The sequence below is a fragment of the Pantoea sp. GM_Pan_4 genome (genome assembly GCF_026541005.1).
GTDB classification, from domain to species: domain Bacteria; phylum Pseudomonadota; class Gammaproteobacteria; order Enterobacterales; family Enterobacteriaceae; genus Pantoea; species Pantoea dispersa.
The window spans coordinates 182,241-197,610 of record NZ_JALNUZ010000001.1 but is presented as its reverse complement, the minus strand read 5'-3'; the positions used below and the strand labels follow the sequence as shown (position 1 = coordinate 197,610).

Here is a 15,370-nt window from a genome sequence, read left to right as displayed (position 1 = left end):
CCCTACAAGGAGTTAACTCATGAACAACGTCAGAACCGGATTGATCTGGTTAGCGGTGGCGTTAATTGGTGCGGCTGCGTTCGCCATGCTGGCGCTCAGTCGCGGCGAGCACGTTAATGCCGTCTGGCTGGTGATAGCCTCCGTCGCCTGCTATAGCATCGCGTATCGCTTCTACAGCCTGTTTATCGCCAGGCGCATTTTTGAGCTGGACGACCGGCGCCGCACGCCGGCAGAGCGCTTCAATGACGGGCTGGACTATGTTCCTACCAACAAATGGGTGCTGTTTGGCCACCACTTTGCCGCCATCGCCGGTGCCGGTCCGCTGGTCGGGCCGATCCTGGCGGCGCAGATGGGTTTTCTGCCCGGCACCATCTGGATTCTGGTCGGCGTGATGCTGGCCGGCGCGGTGCAGGATTTTCTGGTGCTGTTTATCTCCACGCGCCGCGACGGTCGTTCGCTGGGTGAGATGGCGCGCCAGGAACTGGGCTCGTTCGCCGGCGTGGTCACCATGCTCGGTGCGCTCGGTGTGATGATCATTATTCTCTCCGCGCTGGCGCTGGTGGTGGTGAAAGCGCTGGCTAACAGTCCGTGGGGGCTGTTTACCATCGCCGCCACCATTCCGATTGCTCTGTTCATGGGCGTGTACATGCGCTTTCTGCGTCCGGGTAAAATCGCCGAAGTGTCGATCATCGGCTTTGTGCTGATGATGGCGGCGATCATTTACGGCGGTGACGTGGCGGCCGATCCGTACTGGGGACCGATTTTTACCCTGAAAGGCACCGAGCTGACGTGGGTGCTGGTGATCTACGGTTTTGTTGCCTCGTCGCTGCCGGTGTGGCTGCTGCTGGCGCCGCGTGATTACCTCTCCACCTTCCTGAAAATCGGCGTGATCATCGGGCTGGCGGTGGGCATTCTGTTCGCCATGCCGGAACTGAAGATGCCGGCGGTGACGCGCTTTATCGACGGCACGGGGCCGGTGTTCTCCGGCGCGCTGTTCCCGTTCCTGTTTATCACCATTGCCTGCGGCGCGATCTCCGGCTTCCACGCGCTGGTGTCGAGCGGTACGACGCCAAAACTGGTGGAGCGCGAAAGCCATATTCGCTTCATCGGCTATGGCGCCATGCTAATGGAGTCCTTTGTGGCGATCATGGCGCTGATTTGTGCCTCGGTGCTCGATCCAGGCGTCTACTTTGCTATGAACTCACCGGCGGCGCTGATTGGCACCACGGTGGAGAACGCGTCTCAGGTAATTAACGGCTGGGGCTTTGTGGTGACGCCGGAGATGCTGAGCGGTATCGCCGGCGAAGTGGGCGAAAGCACCATTCTCTCCCGCGCCGGTGGCGCTCCGACGTTTGCCGTCGGGATGGCGCATATCATCACCGAGGTGTTTAACAGCCGCGCGATGATGGCGTTCTGGTATCACTTCGCCATTCTGTTTGAGGCGCTGTTTATCCTCACCGCCGTTGATGCCGGTACCCGCGCCTGCCGTTTTATGGTGCAGGATCTGGTCGGGACCGTGGTGCCTTCGCTGGCTAACAATCGCTCGTGGCTCGGAAACATGGCCGGTACCACCGTGGCGGTGGCCGGCTGGGGTTTCTTCGTGTATCAGGGCGTGGTCGATCCGCTCGGCGGCATCAACACCCTGTGGCCGCTGTTCGGCATCGGTAACCAGATGCTGGCGTCGATGGCGCTGATTCTCGGTACCGTGGTGTTGTTCAAAATGAAAAAGCAGCGTTACGCCTGGGTGACGATTGTGCCGACCGCCTGGCTGTTTATCACCTCCATGACCGCCGGCTGGCAGAAAATTTTCCATGAAAAACCGTCAATTGGTTTCCTCGCGCAGGCCAGTAAGTTCCGTAAAGGTCTCGATGAGGGCGTGATTATCGCACCGGCGAAAACCGTTGCCGACATGCAAACCATCGTGTTCAGCAACCAGATCAACGCGGCGCTGTGCGGCTTTTTCATGCTGGTCGCGGTAACCATGCTGATTGCGGCGTTCTTCGTGATCCGGCGCGCGCTGCGCAGTGCAGTGCCGACCACCCATGAGTCGGATGTGTCACTCCGTCAGGAGGTGCGAAATGTCTGAGGCCATTTTACGCTGGAAAAAGCCGCACGCGGGCTGGCAAATTCAGCAGTGCTTACCGCTCGCTGCCCGCGCCCCTGCCGCGCCGTGCTCACGCTGGCAGCGTCTGTGGCAGGGATTACAGCAGAGCTTCCGGTTAATGGTGGGCGTGCACGACTATCAAACTTATCTGAAGCATATGCGCGAAAAACATCCGGAACAGCCCCCTATGGATGAGCGCGCCTTCCATCGTTACTGCCTGGAGGCGCGTTTTCCCAGCCAGGCGGGCAAACTCGGCAAGTGCCCGTGCTAACCTTTCAGCCCCGGAATCCGGGGCTTTTTCGTGCCATTCTTTAATAAAAACAAAAATATATTCAGTTTGCATCTTGTGCTGGCGCAGGAGGTTGAATACTGTTGCTAAAATAATGAGATACCCCTGCTGCGCATTCCTCCGGAGGAAGTTTCCATGACCGATGAACAAGGGCAAACGTTGCTATATACCTTGTTTGGCACAACCAGCCCTCATTGGCGTTTAACTTCAGATAGCGATGCGCTGCATTTTGCCGAAGATGAAAATGCCAATACCAATATGGCGGTGCCCCTGACGCCGGCTCAGGCCAGTCTGCTGCGTGCCATGACGGTAATTACCTCCAGCATTAACCTGACCCTTTCACTGCACGGCTCGCCAGTGCCGATGCACTTTGTCGGCCGTAAAGTGAATCAATCCACCTGGGCCGGCACTGCATCCGCCTGGGGCGATACCTCGTCGGTGGCGCGCGATTTAACCCTTGGCCTCTCCTTCGCCGAACAGGTGGTGTCTGAAGCGAATTCAGTGATCGTCATCCTCGATCAGCGCGGCAACATTCAGCGTTTTAACCGCCTGAGCGAAGAGTACACCGGCCTGAAAGAGCAGGAAGTAATTGGCCGCAATGTGTTTCAGCTGTTTATGACCAAACAGGAAGCGCAGGCGTCGCGCCGCAATATCGCCGGCTTCTTTCGCGACGGTAACTCCTACGAAGTGGAGCGCTGGGTTAAAACCCGAAAAGGTCAGCGACTGTTTCTGTTTCGTAATAAGTTCGTCCACAGCGGTAGCGGAAAAAATGAAATTTTCCTCATCTGTTCCGGAACCGACATCACAGAAGAGCGTCGGGCGCAGGAGCGCTTACGCGTTATGGCCAACACCGACACGGTGACCGGCCTGCCGAATCGCAACGCTATCCATCAGCAAATTAGCCTGGCACTGGAGCTGGCTAACGGCAGCCAGACCGGCGTGGTTTACCTCGATCTCGACAATTTTAAAAAGGTAAACGATGCCTACGGCCATATGTTTGGCGACCAGCTGCTGCAGGCGGTGTCGCTGGCGATCCTCAGCTGTCTCGGCAAGGATCAGACGCTGGCACGTCTCGGCGGTGATGAATTTGTGGTGCTGGCTGAGCACACCAGTCAGGCGGCGCTGGAGGCGATGGCCTCACGCATTCTGGAGCGGCTGCGTCAGCCGTTCCGTATCGGGCTGATCGAAGTCTACAGCGGCTGCTCGATTGGTATCGCCCTCGCCCCGCTGCATGGTGAAGATCGCGAAAGTCTGATTCGTAACGCCGATACCGCGATGTACCACGCTAAAGAGAACGGGCGCGGCAAATTCTGCGTGTTCGCCAGCGAGATGAACCAGCGCGTATTTGAATATCTGTGGCTGGATACCAATCTGCGCAAAGCGCTGGAGCAGGATCATCTGGTGGTGCACTATCAGCCGAAGATCGATCGCGACGGTGAAGTGCGCAGTGCCGAGGCGCTGGTGCGCTGGAATTCACCTGAACGCGGCCTGGTGCCGCCTGGCGATTTCATCTCTTACGCGGAAGAGTCCGGACTGATTGTGCCGCTCGGGCGCTGGGTAATGCTGAACGTGTTGCAGCAAATCGTAAAATGGCGCAGCGAAGGCATTTACCTGCGTGTCGCAGTGAACGTTTCCGCCAAGCAGCTGATCGACCAGAGCATCTACAGCGACCTGAAACAGGCGCTGAGCGAAGCGGGCATCAGTGAGTGCCCGATAGACATCGAGCTGACGGAAAGCTGCCTGATCGAGAACGAGGCCGGTGCGCTGAAGCTGATGAAACAGTTTCAGGAGTTAGGCGCACAGGTGCATCTGGATGATTTCGGCACGGGCTACTCCTCGCTCTCCCAGCTGGCGCGCGTGCCGATCGATGCGATTAAGCTGGATCAAAGTTTTGTGCGCAATATTAACAAGCAACCGGTAGCGCAGTCGCTGGTGCGCGCGATCGTTGCCGTGGCGAAAGCCCTGGATTTACAGGTCATTGCCGAAGGCATCGAAACCAAAGCCGAAGAGAAGTTTGTGCTGACCAACGGTGTCGATGGGCGTCAGGGTTATTATTATGCGAAACCAATGCCCGCAGAGCAGCTCGGGCATTGGCTGGCTAAGCATCCTGCCCGCGTTTAACGTCTTAGCGTACTGCTAACCGGCTTTACGCAGTGATGCGCTGTGACGATTTTGCAGCTGTACCAGACGTTCCATGTAGGCAATATCTTTCGGTTCCAGCGTGAAAGCATAGTCGACCCAATCCTCAGTGATATCCATCAGTTCTGCCCGTGACAGCTGCAGCACGCGCTGTCGCGCTTTCAGCATGGCACGGACTCCATTCAGTTTTGGCCGCAGCGTATCGATAAAGGTGCGCGTGGTGCGGTAGCTGTCACCAGGCTGGAACACTTTGTCGACCAGACCACGGGTTTCATACCACTCTGCGCTGTGCGACTCCCCTTCACAGATCAGCTCTTCGGCCAGCTTCATCCCGGAGCGGCGGGCCACCAGTGAGTAGCCGCCCATGCCGGGGAACAGGTTGAAGGCAATTTCCGGGAAGCCCATACGCGCACTGTTCTGCGCCAGAATGAAGTGGTGCGCCAGCGCCGCTTCAAAACCGCCGCCCAAGGCACTGCCCTCAATCATCGCCAGCGTCACTGCGCCGGTGTCAAACCCGCGGGCCGCCGAATGGATGCAGTCAACACAGGCGCGGGCGTAGGCGCGCAGTGCTTCACGCCGGTTGTTGCGAATGCATTCGACAAAGAAACGCAAATCGCCCCCGGCGTTAAACATCTGCGGCACCAGCGATCCGGTCACCCAGAAATCAATCGGCAGACCGGAACGCTGAGCGGCGTAGCTCAGGTTCATGATCTCCTCAATTAATTCGTGGTTGAAACTGGGGCGCGGCTGAGCGCGCAGCATCATCCACATGGTGTGTCGACCTTCCTCATAATAGGCGGCGAGCTGTGTGGTTTGGCCGACTTCGGTAAACAGGCGGCAGGTTGGTTGGTTAATTACTGTCATCGTCTCATCCTCTATTTATGTGATGCGTTAAACGCCACATCAGCGTAATGCAGAGTGAGGCCAGACCAAATGAGAGTTTGATTTATAACGTAAAATCCAGAGAGATCCCCGAGCCCCTGCCTGAGGAAAGATTAGCGGGCTTACTTAATGACGGCGCAACAGCCGGCAAGCGCATAAAAACGCTTAACGCATGGTGAATAAACGACAGCATCAACAGCCCCGTCTCGTCCGGGCACGCAATCCCCTTAAATAAAAAAGGCACCCGCCGGTGCCTTGAGAAAACATCACGCGCTCAGCCTTGCCCGTACCAGGCGTTCTTCCCGTGCTTGCGCAGATAGTGCAGGTCAAGCAGGGTCTGGGCGATAGGCGGCAGCTCGGCACGCAGCTGCTCGGTGTGCAGCGCCATGTAGGCCACCTCTTCCAGTACCACCGCACTGTGCACCGCGCTATGTGCATCTTTCCCCCAGGCAAACGGCCCGTGGGAGTTCACCAGCGCAGCAGGAATCGCGCCGGGCTCAATGCCGCGCTGCGCAAAGGTTTCAATGATGACCTGGCCGGTGTGCCATTCATATTCCTGCTCAATCTCTGCCCGTTGCATCGCGCGAGTGCAGGGAATGGTGCCATAGAAATCGTCAGCGTGGGTGGTGCCCCATGCCGGGATGTCCCTGCCCGCCTGCGCCCAGATGGTGGCGTGGCGCGAATGGGTGTGCACGATGCCGCCAATCTCCGGCCACGCCAGATACAGTGCGCGGTGTGTCGCGGTATCAGAGGATGGCCGCAACTGGCCCTCCACGACATTGCCGCTTTCCAGTTCGACCACCACCATGTCGTCGCGCTGCATCTGCTCATATTTAACGCCCGAGGGTTTGATCACCAGCAGCCCGCGCTCGCGGTCTACCGCGCTGACATTGCCCCACGTAAAGGTCACCAGGTTGTAACGCGGCAGGTCGAGATTGGCCTCCAGAACCTGCTGTTTCAGCGCTTCCAGCATTGTGTTTTCTCCGCCATACAGTCATCACTGAATTGTGCGGAGCCACCGGTAAAAACGTTATGGAGGGAATGGCTGGATTAGCAGCGGAAAGTGGCTAAAGCGGGCAAAGTGTGGGGTTTGATACGGGATCCGGATGCGGACACCACGTCAGGATTTCAGAGTTTTCTTTCTGCATACACATCCGCTTACGCCTAGAATTATCTCAAGCCTGCGGCGGTACCAAAATGGTCTTTGCCAGCAGCGTGAACAACGCGCGCTAAGGGCTGCGCGCCAGCGTGCAGGCTGAAGGAAAAGCACCGCCTGAGTGCATCGGGCGAACAACTTCAGGGCGTAACATCTATACTTAACGAGTTGCCTCTGAGCAAACCATCAAGGAGATGTCCATGACTACAACAATGAAACGCGTGACGGTTGCCGTGCTGGCAACGACGTTAGTGGTGGCCCTGAGCGGCTGTTCCAACTGGTCAAAACGTGACCGCAACACGGCGATTGGCGCCGGTGCCGGTGCTATTGGTGGATCGGTGCTCACCAACGGCAGCGCGCTGGGTACCGTCGGTGGCGCTGCGGTGGGCGGCATTATTGGCCATCAGGTTGATTAATAATAATATTGTAGCAGGCTACGCAGCGCATCTACGTTACATCGGGCCACCTTGTGTGGCCCGCTTTCATTAACCGCCCGCCAGCTTAACCTTCATGCCTTTGGCTTCCAGCAGCGTTTTAAGCAAATCGCGCTTATCGCCCTGAATCTCAATCACGCCCTCTTTCAGCGCCCCGCCGCAGCCGCACTTCTTCTTAAGCTCGGCCGCCAGCTTTGCCAGCGCGTCATCATCGAGATCGATGCCGGTGATCAGGCACACGCCTTTACCTTTACGCCCGCTGGTCTGGCGCTGAATGCGCACGATGCCATCGCCTTTCGGTCGCTGCGGTTTCTCTTCGCTATGTGTAATACGGCCGGTTTCGGTGGAGTAAACCAGCGGATTGTCCTGAGCCATTAGCCCTCCTGTAAACTGTGCAGGATTTGCTGCAGCGTCTGCGCCGGATCGGCAGATTGGGTGATCGGTCGCCCAATCACCATGTAATCCACGCCGGCCTGTTGTGCCTGCTGCGGCGTCATGATACGACGCTGATCGCCGGCCTCGCTCCCCGCCGGGCGAATACCCGGCGTGACCAGCGCGAAATCCTGCCCGATAACCTGTTTGAAGTGCGCGGCTTCCTGCGCCGAGCACACCACACCATCAAGGCCACATTCGCGCGTCAGCCGTGCCAGACGCTCAGCCTGCTGCGCCGGCGATAGGGTGATGCCAAGGCCTTTGAGATCGTCTTCGTCCATGCTGGTCAGCACCGTTACCGCAATCAGCAAGGGCGCATCACTGCCAAACGGCAGCAGCGCTTCGCGCGCCGCATTCATCATCCGCGCCCCGCCGCTGGCATGCACGTTGACCATCCACACGCCGAGATCCGCTGCCGCCGCGACCGCATGTGCCGTCGTGTTCGGGATGTCATGAAATTTGAGATCGAGGAATACCTCGAAACCGCGCGCCTGCAACGTCTTCACCAGCGACGGTCCAAACAGGGTAAACATCTCTTTACCCACTTTCAGACGGCACTGGCCCGGATCGATACGGTCAACGAACTGCAGTGCGCTATTGAGATCATGATAGTCGAGTGCCACCAGAATCGGTGAGTGAGTAACAGGCATAACGTTTCCTCAGAGGCTGGCACCCGCAGGCGCGATGGACAAACGGCAAGCATTCTACCCGTGCAACCCGGCCACGACAACGTTGCGACGGCGATTGCCTTGCTGTTTGACGAGGCGATGCACAGTGCTGAAATGTGGATGATAATTTCTCTATAAGTATGTTGTAACTACTATGCGTTATGAATAATCACCGAACGCGGCCAGCTTACTGGCCGTCGAGCCCGCGAATCGGTTTAACGGAAGACCAGGCGCGACACGATGGGCAGTGCCAGTAGAGCGCGTGCGCGGTAAAGCCGCACTTCTGGCAGCGGTAGCGCGGTTTAGTACGAATCTGTTCGCCAACCATGTCGCGCAGCACCATCAGACTCTCTTTGGCACGGCCATCTTCTGCCTCATGCAGGTGGAAATCCATCAGACGATGGAACACGCGCATGGTGGGATGACGCTGCAGCTGACGGTTAATGTAAAGCTGAGCCGCTTCCGGCCCCTGCTGCTGCTCCAGAATGTCCGCCAGATAGAGTTCCGCCGCGGCACCGGTGTTCTCTTCAACGCAGCGTTGCAGGAACTGCGCCCAGCTGTCAGGCTGCTCCAGCCGCTGATAGCAGGTTTCCAGCATCGGCAGCGTTTCGCTCACCAGTTCTTTGTCCTGCTCCAGCACGCGCTGCAGCCGCTGCGCCGCTTTCGCGTATTCGCCCTGCTCCATCAGGATACGTCCCATCATGATGGAAACGCGCGCGCTTTGGTGGTCGGCCGCTTCACCCTTTTTCAACAGGTTCATGGCACGATCAAGGTCATCACTGCTCAGCGCCTGCAGCGCCAGCTCGCAGTAGAAATGGGCGATTTCGCCCTTTTGCTTATCTTTGCCGAGTTTTACCAGCCGCTCCGCCACCTCGATGGCTTTCTGCCAGTCGCTGGTCGCCTGATGAATCAGCAGCAGCTGCTGCAGCGCGCTGATGCGAAAATCGGTTTCATCGATCAGCTGACTGAACATGTCTTCGGCGCGATCGTACAAGCCGGCAGCCATGTAGTCGCGTCCCAGCTGCTGAATGGCCAGCAAACGCTGATCGTAAGTAAGCGACGCGCTTTCCATTAACGACTGGTGGATGCGGATGGCGCGGTCGACTTCGCCGCGCGAACGGAACAGGTTACCGAGCGTCAGGTGGGCTTCAACGGTGCCGCTGTCCTCTTTCAACATATCGAGGAACAGATCGACCGCTTTATCCTGCTGATTAGAAAGGAGAAAGTTAACCCCAGCCACGTATTCACGTGACAGACGGTTAGCTTCCTGTTGCTTATCCTGTTGCGCACTGCGGCGGCCCATATACCAGCCGTACGCCGCCGCGACAGGAAGAAGCAGAAACAGCAATTCAAGCATCGAACATTAATCCCGACGCACTGCAGTGGAGGTGCTATTTACCGCAGCAGATTGTTCATTTAGCGCCTGCATGCGCTTCAGTTTACGCTGTGCATGCGCCAGCGAAACACGAATGCGCAGCCAGAATAGGCCACAGATCGCCCAGCCCAGCAAAAATCCGGCACCAAACAGGCAGGCCAGCAAGGTTGAAATGCGGAATTCGCCCTGCGCCAGCAGATAGTTGAAGGTGACAATCTGGTCATTATGCGCTCCGAGCGTGACGGAGATGATGAAAATGACCAAAACCACGAGAAAAATCAGCAAATATTTCACAATGCGTCCTGTCGTGAGGTTATCCGGTAGAGTATGCCAAAAAAGTGCCGCCGTTGCTGCTTATCCGCGCAGCAGTTAGTGCCCTTTCTGCAAGTACAATCAATCATATGGGGGCAAAGGGAGAAATTACAATCCGTCATCGCGCCCGGCAATCTCACGCTGCTCTTCCGGCGGCACGCTGAGCGGGCCACAAAAGCGCTGCGCCAGCCAGGTTGCCAGCGTCACCAGCAGCCAGGAGATCAGCGTCGCGACCACCAGATCGCGCGGCCAGTGCATGCCCAGTACCAGCCGGCTGCCCATGACCAGCGTAGCCCAGACAAACAGCACCACCACCGTGACAACATGCCGGCGCGGCCATAACAGGCCAATCACCAGCAGCGCCCAGCTGGCGGCAAACATGGTATGGCCAGACGGAAAAGCAAAGCCCGTCTCAAACGCCCAGTGATTTTTTAACCAGGCGGGCAGCTTTGTGTCATTGGCGAGCAAGGCGGACACCATTTCGCCGCGCTGCTGCCGTTTCAGCTGATAAAACTGCTGTTCGTTGACGCCGTGGCTGTGCTCAAGCCAGACCACATACGGCCGCGGCTCCTGCACCTGCTCTTTAATAAAGGTTTTGGTCGACTGACCGGCCAGAATCGCGCCGTTCATGATAATCAACAACAGAATGGCCGGCCGGAGGCGAAAGCGCAGGCACCACAATACCCAGCCGCTCAGAATCAGGCTGGTCAGCGTGCCCCACGGACTGGTGACGGTTTCGGTGATCCAGAACAGCACGCGCAACAGATGCCCGCTCTCTCCCGGTTGCCACTGCCAGCCGGAAAGCCATACGCCCAGTGGCATCAGCAGTAATAAAAACGCGCCCAGCGTGGTGCGTTGCACAATTTTTAACATCTTGTCCCTTTATTGTTTCCCGACCTGACAGGCGTATTGCATAACTTTAGTTGAAAAAAGAATAACATACCCGTTGCGGCTTAGATAATTGTGCTTTATCACTACAATCACTCTGACTGATTAGCGGCCCCGGTTCAGGTTGTGGCACAATATCGGCAGTTTCGTCGGGCCAGTCGGGCCCGTGCGTTATCATGATGATAGCGCATCCTCTGAAGGTTCTGGAGAGTCACATGCAGCTGAAACGGGTAGCAGAAGCCAAACTGCCCACGCCATGGGGAGATTTCCTGATGGTTGGTTTTGAAGAACTGGCAACCGGCCACGACCACGTCGCGCTGGTTTATGGTGATATTAGCGATCACAATCCGGTGCTGGCGCGCGTCCACTCCGAATGTCTCACCGGCGATGCGCTGTTCAGCCTGCGCTGCGACTGCGGCTTCCAGCTGGAGGCAGCGCTGACCGCCATTGCGGAAGAAGGACGCGGCGTGCTGCTGTACCATCGTCAGGAAGGCCGTAACATCGGGCTGCTGAACAAAATTCGCGCCTATGCGTTGCAGGACAAAGGCTACGACACGGTGGAAGCGAACCATCAGCTGGGCTTTGCCGCCGATGAGCGTGACTTCACCCTGTGCGCCGACATGTTTAAACTGCTGGGCATTAATGAAGTGCGTTTGCTGACCAACAATCCGCGCAAAGTGGAGATCCTGTCAGAAGCGGGTATCAATATCGTTGAGCGCGTGCCGCTGATCGTTGGCCGTAACCCGAAAAATGCGCACTATCTCGATACGAAAGCCGAGAAGATGGGACATCTGCTGCCGAAATCGTAACGCGGCGGTGCGCTCTCGCATCATGCACTTTCTGCGTCAATAATAAAGCCGGGCATGCCCGGCTTTGTTTTTTAGTTGAGCATATTGCGTATCACGTAATGCAGGATGCCGTCGTTCTGGTAATAGGTCAGCTCATTACCGGTATCGATACGACAACGAGTATCCAGCGTCTGCTGACTGCCGTCAGCCCGCGTCAGCGTTACCGGGACGCTGCAACCGGGCTGCAGCTGCGCCAGATTTGCCACGTCGATACGCTCTTCCCCGGTCAGCTGCAGCGTCTTACGCGTTACGCCCGCCGGGAATTCCAGCGGTAAAATACCCATGCCGATAAGGTTAGAGCGGTGAATACGCTCGAACGATTCGGCAATCACCACGCGCACGCCCTGCAGACGCGGACCTTTCGCCGCCCAGTCGCGGCTGGATCCGGAGCCGTACTCTTTCCCGGCGATCACCGCCAGCGGCACGCCCTCCTCCTGATACTTCATCGCCGCATCGTAGATAGCCAGCTGTTCCTGGCTCGGATAGTGCCGGGTATAACCGCCCTCGACGCCAGGCACCATTTCGTTGCGAATACGGATGTTGGCAAACGTACCGCGCATCATGACTTCGTGGTTGCCGCGTCGTGAACCATACGAGTTGAAGTCGTTACGCTCAACGCCGTGCGCCAGCAGATAACGCCCCGCCGGACTCTCCGCTTTAATGCTGCCAGCCGGGGAGATATGGTCGGTCGTCACCGAATCACCGAGCATCGCCAGGATGCGCGCACCGTGAATGTCCTGCACCGGCTGCGGCGTTTTTTCCATATCGTCAAAGAACGGTGACAGACGAATATAGGTTGAGCCTTCGTCCCAGTCATAGGTGGCGGCTTCGCTGACTTTGATCTGCTGCCACTCGGGCGTGCCGTCGAACACCTCGGCGTACTCTTTATGGAACATGTCGCTGGTAACTTTCTGCACCGATGCGGCAATCTCTTCCGGCGATGGCCAAATGTCCTTCAGATAGACGTCATTGCCCTGCTGATCCTGGCCGATCGGATCAGTCTGCAGGTTGATCTTCATGTTGCCCGCCAGCGCATACGCCACCACCAGCGGCGGAGACGCCAGCCAGTTGGTTTTCACCAGCGGATGGATGCGCCCTTCGAAGTTGCGGTTGCCGGACAACACGGCGCCCACCGTCAAATCGCCCTCTTTGATCGCGCTTTCGATCTCATCCGGCAGCGGGCCGGAGTTACCGATGCAGGTGGTGCAGCCGTAACCCACCAGGTTAAAGCCCAGCTCATCAAGATACGGGGTCAGCTGCGCCACGGCGAGATAGTCGGACACCACTTTTGATCCTGGTGCCAGCGAGGCTTTTACCCAGGGTTTGCGCATCAGCCCGCGCTCGACAGCTTTTTTCGCCAGCAGGCCAGCCGCCATTAAGACGCTGGGGTTGGAGGTGTTAGTACAGGACGTAATCGCGGAGATCACCACGGCACCATCATCCAGCTGGATGCGGTCGCCGGTTTCGCTGTCCAGATAGCTGACCGTTTTGTGCGGCTTCTGCGCATGATTCACTTCCAGCTCGTTACTGGCGTCGAAGGCCGCCGGTACGTCGCCGAGGGAAACGCGGTCCTGCGGACGTTTCGGACCGGCGAGGCTCGACTCTACCTCAGCCATATCCAGCGCCAGCGTGCTGGTGAAGATGGGCTCATCGCCCGGTTTACGCCACAGCCCCTGCTGTTTTGCATAGGCTTCCACCAGCTCAACCTGCTGCGCATCGCGCCCGGTGAGCGTCATGTAGCTGAGCGTTACTTCATCAATCGGGAAGAAACCGCAGGTTGCGCCATATTCTGGTGCCATGTTGGCGATGGTTGCGCGATCCGCCAGCGGCAGATCGGCCAGTCCGTCACCGTAGAATTCGACAAACTTACCGACCACCCCGTGTTTACGCAGCATCTGCGTCACGGTTAATACCAGGTCGGTGGCGGTGATACCGGGGCGCAGTTTGCCGGTCAGCTTGAAACCTACCACATCGGGAATCAGCATTGAAACCGGCTGGCCCAGCATGGCGGCCTCAGCTTCAATGCCGCCCACGCCCCAGCCAAGCACGCCCAGGGCGTTAATCATGGTGGTATGCGAATCGGTGCCGACCAGCGTATCCGGATAAGCCACTTCTTTGCCGTCCAGCGTTTCATGCCAGATGGCTTTACCGAGGTACTCCAGATTGACCTGATGACAGATACCGGTGCCCGGCGGCACGACGCGGAAACGGTTAAAGGCTTTTTGCCCCCAGCGCAGGAAAACGTAGCGTTCGTGGTTGCGTTCCATCTCCAGGCGCACGTTTTCTTCAAACGCATCGTCATCGCCAAAATGGTCGACCGTGACCGAGTGGTCAATCACCAGATCGACCGGTGACAACGGGTTAACTTTCGCCACATCACCGCCCAGCCGCTTAACGGCTTCACGCATCGCCGCCAGGTCAACCACGGCCGGTACGCCGGTGAAATCCTGCATTAATACGCGCGCCGGACGATAAGCAATTTCGCGATCGGCATGTGCAGTTTGCTGCCACGCCACCAGCGCCTGAATATCTGCTGCCGTTACGGAATCTTCATCCTGCCAGCGCAGCAGGTTTTCCAGCAGAACCTTGAGGGATTTTGGTAAGCGATCGATGTCACCTACCTGCTGACCGGCTTTCGGCAAGCTGTAGTAATGATATTTTTTTGCCCCTACTTCCAGCGCATCCTGACTCTGCTCACGTAACGTTAACGACATAACTCCTCCTTTTATGGGCTCTTCTGCTAAACCTCAGAGAGTGCAAGGTTTAGCTTAAAGATAGACCACATTTTCGTTAACGTTTTGATAACAACACGAATTGACACACAAAACCGCAACGAAAAATGCCCTGAATAATGTCAGGGCATTCAGAAAGCGTTAACTGGCAGGATTAGCGAATTACAGGACGGCCCAGACGGCCGCAGCCCAAAAGGCCATTGAGAAGGCATAAACGCTGAGCCATGAAAAAGTTGTGGTATTCATCTGCCACTCCTCCCGGATCGCGGGCAACAAAAAGCCATCGTCTTCAGCGTTGTACTGATGACACCGTTTTTTTAGATGCTGAGTGTTAAAGGACGGGCTTTTAACGTGCCCACCGGAGAGTCCGGTAAAAATGCGCGACAGTATGTCTTAATAAGAATTGGACGCAGACTGCGTTATTTAGACTTCGGATCCATGAATGATTCAATAAAGCTGCGCTGCTGTTCACTCAGTTCCCAGGAAGCCGGGATTGCCACTTGCGGTTCAGCGGGCGCGTCTTTGGCTTTGCACACCGGTGCTTTAGGCTGACGCGCAGCGACCGGATATTTACGACTGAGTGTATTTGCCCACATGGCTTAACCCCACATACGCCAAATCATTAACGCCACCACTACCCAGAACAGTGCTGAAGCAGCGAAGACAGTCAACCAGGCTTTGCGACGGATGTTACCTGAACGCTCTACCTTGGTGCTTTTAGCCCGGAAGTCCGGTTGTACAGTTAATCTCGTAGTCATAGTTTTTGATAATCACTCTCAATAAAACGATTGATAACAACGATGAAGATTTAGGACGAATCCTAAACTTGTTAAGTCCAAAAATCCAGTTATTTTTATTGAGCACAACGATTAACGCTATTTATCAAAACCGCCAAAACTGATGAGATAAATTTAAGCACGCTGCAAACTATTAATTTAATAGTTACATTGTAAATTTGGCTTAAACCAAAATTAGATCCACTTTAAATTTGAGTTTAATTTAACGAGCCAGTTAAAAAGCCCTTTCTCATCAGCTCTTAACTGGAGTATGGGAATATTCCTGGCAGTCCGCAAAGCGGCAAAGTAAAAATTGTGTACTGATTCGCATTTAA

At 56.6% G+C, this 15,370-nt stretch carries 15 protein-coding genes; 5 read left to right on the top strand and 10 right to left on the bottom strand.

Annotation, left to right across the window (positions count from 1 at the left end):
* Window positions 1–19: 19 nt before the first annotated feature.
* From OXR61_RS01015 to pdeR, 3 genes are all read left to right on the top strand, one after another.
* Window positions 20–2,086: a carbon starvation CstA family protein gene (locus OXR61_RS01015; RefSeq protein ID WP_021505957.1), complete on the top strand. Its 2,067-nt coding sequence runs from the start codon at window positions 20–22 to the stop codon at window positions 2,084–2,086.
* Window positions 2,079–2,375, top strand: a complete 297-nt coding sequence (locus OXR61_RS01010) for a CstA-like transporter-associated (seleno)protein (RefSeq protein ID WP_021505956.1) — start codon at window positions 2,079–2,081, stop codon at window positions 2,373–2,375. Before OXR61_RS01015 ends, OXR61_RS01010 begins: the two co-directional genes overlap by 8 nt.
* A gap of 153 nt (window positions 2,376–2,528) precedes the next feature.
* Window positions 2,529–4,514: a cyclic di-GMP phosphodiesterase gene (gene pdeR, locus OXR61_RS01005; RefSeq protein WP_021505955.1), complete on the top strand. Its 1,986-nt coding sequence runs from the start codon at window positions 2,529–2,531 to the stop codon at window positions 4,512–4,514.
* 15 nt (window positions 4,515–4,529) lie between these two features.
* On the opposite strand, the gene OXR61_RS01000 is transcribed toward pdeR, so the two are convergent.
* Window positions 4,530–5,396 (bottom strand): crotonase/enoyl-CoA hydratase family protein, encoded by an 867-nt coding sequence (locus tag OXR61_RS01000; RefSeq protein ID WP_021505954.1) that lies wholly within the window; start codon window positions 5,394–5,396, stop codon window positions 4,530–4,532.
* Between the two features lie 292 nt (window positions 5,397–5,688).
* Window positions 5,689–6,387 (bottom strand): L-ribulose-5-phosphate 4-epimerase, encoded by a 699-nt coding sequence (araD, locus tag OXR61_RS00995; protein ID WP_021505953.1) that lies wholly within the window; start codon window positions 6,385–6,387, stop codon window positions 5,689–5,691.
* 383 nt (window positions 6,388–6,770) lie between these two features.
* On the opposite strand from araD, the gene osmB reads away from it, so the two are divergent.
* Window positions 6,771–6,986 carry an osmotically-inducible lipoprotein OsmB gene (osmB, locus tag OXR61_RS00990; RefSeq protein ID WP_031279061.1) on the top strand — a complete coding sequence of 72 codons (216 nt, stop codon included), beginning with the start codon at window positions 6,771–6,773 and terminating at the stop codon, window positions 6,984–6,986.
* A 69-nt stretch (window positions 6,987–7,055) separates the two neighbouring features.
* On the opposite strand, the gene yciH is transcribed toward osmB, so the two are convergent.
* The 5 genes from yciH to pgpB form a co-directional block, all read right to left on the bottom strand.
* Complete coding sequence (gene yciH / locus OXR61_RS00985; protein ID WP_021505951.1) at window positions 7,056–7,379, bottom strand: stress response translation initiation inhibitor YciH; 324 nt, start codon at window positions 7,377–7,379, stop codon at window positions 7,056–7,058.
* Window positions 7,379–8,086 (bottom strand): orotidine-5'-phosphate decarboxylase, encoded by a 708-nt coding sequence (gene pyrF, locus OXR61_RS00980; protein WP_021505950.1) that lies wholly within the window; start codon window positions 8,084–8,086, stop codon window positions 7,379–7,381. The genes yciH and pyrF overlap by 1 nt, the downstream gene beginning before the upstream one ends.
* A gap of 205 nt (window positions 8,087–8,291) precedes the next feature.
* The gene (gene lapB, locus OXR61_RS00975; protein WP_021505949.1) at window positions 8,292–9,461 is read right to left on the bottom strand and encodes a lipopolysaccharide assembly protein LapB; all 1,170 of its coding nucleotides are present in this window, start codon (window positions 9,459–9,461) and stop codon (window positions 8,292–8,294) included.
* Between the two features lie 6 nt (window positions 9,462–9,467).
* Complete coding sequence (locus OXR61_RS00970) at window positions 9,468–9,773, bottom strand: LapA family protein (protein ID WP_021505948.1); 306 nt, start codon at window positions 9,771–9,773, stop codon at window positions 9,468–9,470.
* 126 nt (window positions 9,774–9,899) lie between these two features.
* Window positions 9,900–10,664, bottom strand: a complete 765-nt coding sequence (pgpB, locus tag OXR61_RS00965) for a phosphatidylglycerophosphatase B (RefSeq protein ID WP_021505947.1) — start codon at window positions 10,662–10,664, stop codon at window positions 9,900–9,902.
* 230 nt (window positions 10,665–10,894) lie between these two features.
* Here pgpB and ribA point away from each other — a divergent pair, with 230 nt between their 5' ends.
* Window positions 10,895–11,488: a GTP cyclohydrolase II gene (gene ribA, locus OXR61_RS00960; RefSeq protein WP_058758620.1), complete on the top strand. Its 594-nt coding sequence runs from the start codon at window positions 10,895–10,897 to the stop codon at window positions 11,486–11,488.
* 71 nt (window positions 11,489–11,559) lie between these two features.
* Here the strand turns inward: ribA and acnA are convergent, their stop codons facing one another.
* The 3 genes from acnA to OXR61_RS00945 form a co-directional block, all read right to left on the bottom strand.
* Window positions 11,560–14,241, bottom strand: a complete 2,682-nt coding sequence (gene acnA / locus OXR61_RS00955) for an aconitate hydratase AcnA (RefSeq protein ID WP_267410487.1) — start codon at window positions 14,239–14,241, stop codon at window positions 11,560–11,562.
* A gap of 437 nt (window positions 14,242–14,678) precedes the next feature.
* Window positions 14,679–14,855: a hypothetical protein gene (locus OXR61_RS00950; protein ID WP_176428134.1), complete on the bottom strand. Its 177-nt coding sequence runs from the start codon at window positions 14,853–14,855 to the stop codon at window positions 14,679–14,681.
* 3 nt (window positions 14,856–14,858) lie between these two features.
* On the bottom strand, window positions 14,859–15,017 hold the full coding sequence (locus OXR61_RS00945) for a YmiA family putative membrane protein (protein ID WP_071813666.1): 159 nt from the start codon (window positions 15,015–15,017) through the stop codon (window positions 14,859–14,861).
* Window positions 15,018–15,370: the final 353 nt, after the last annotated feature.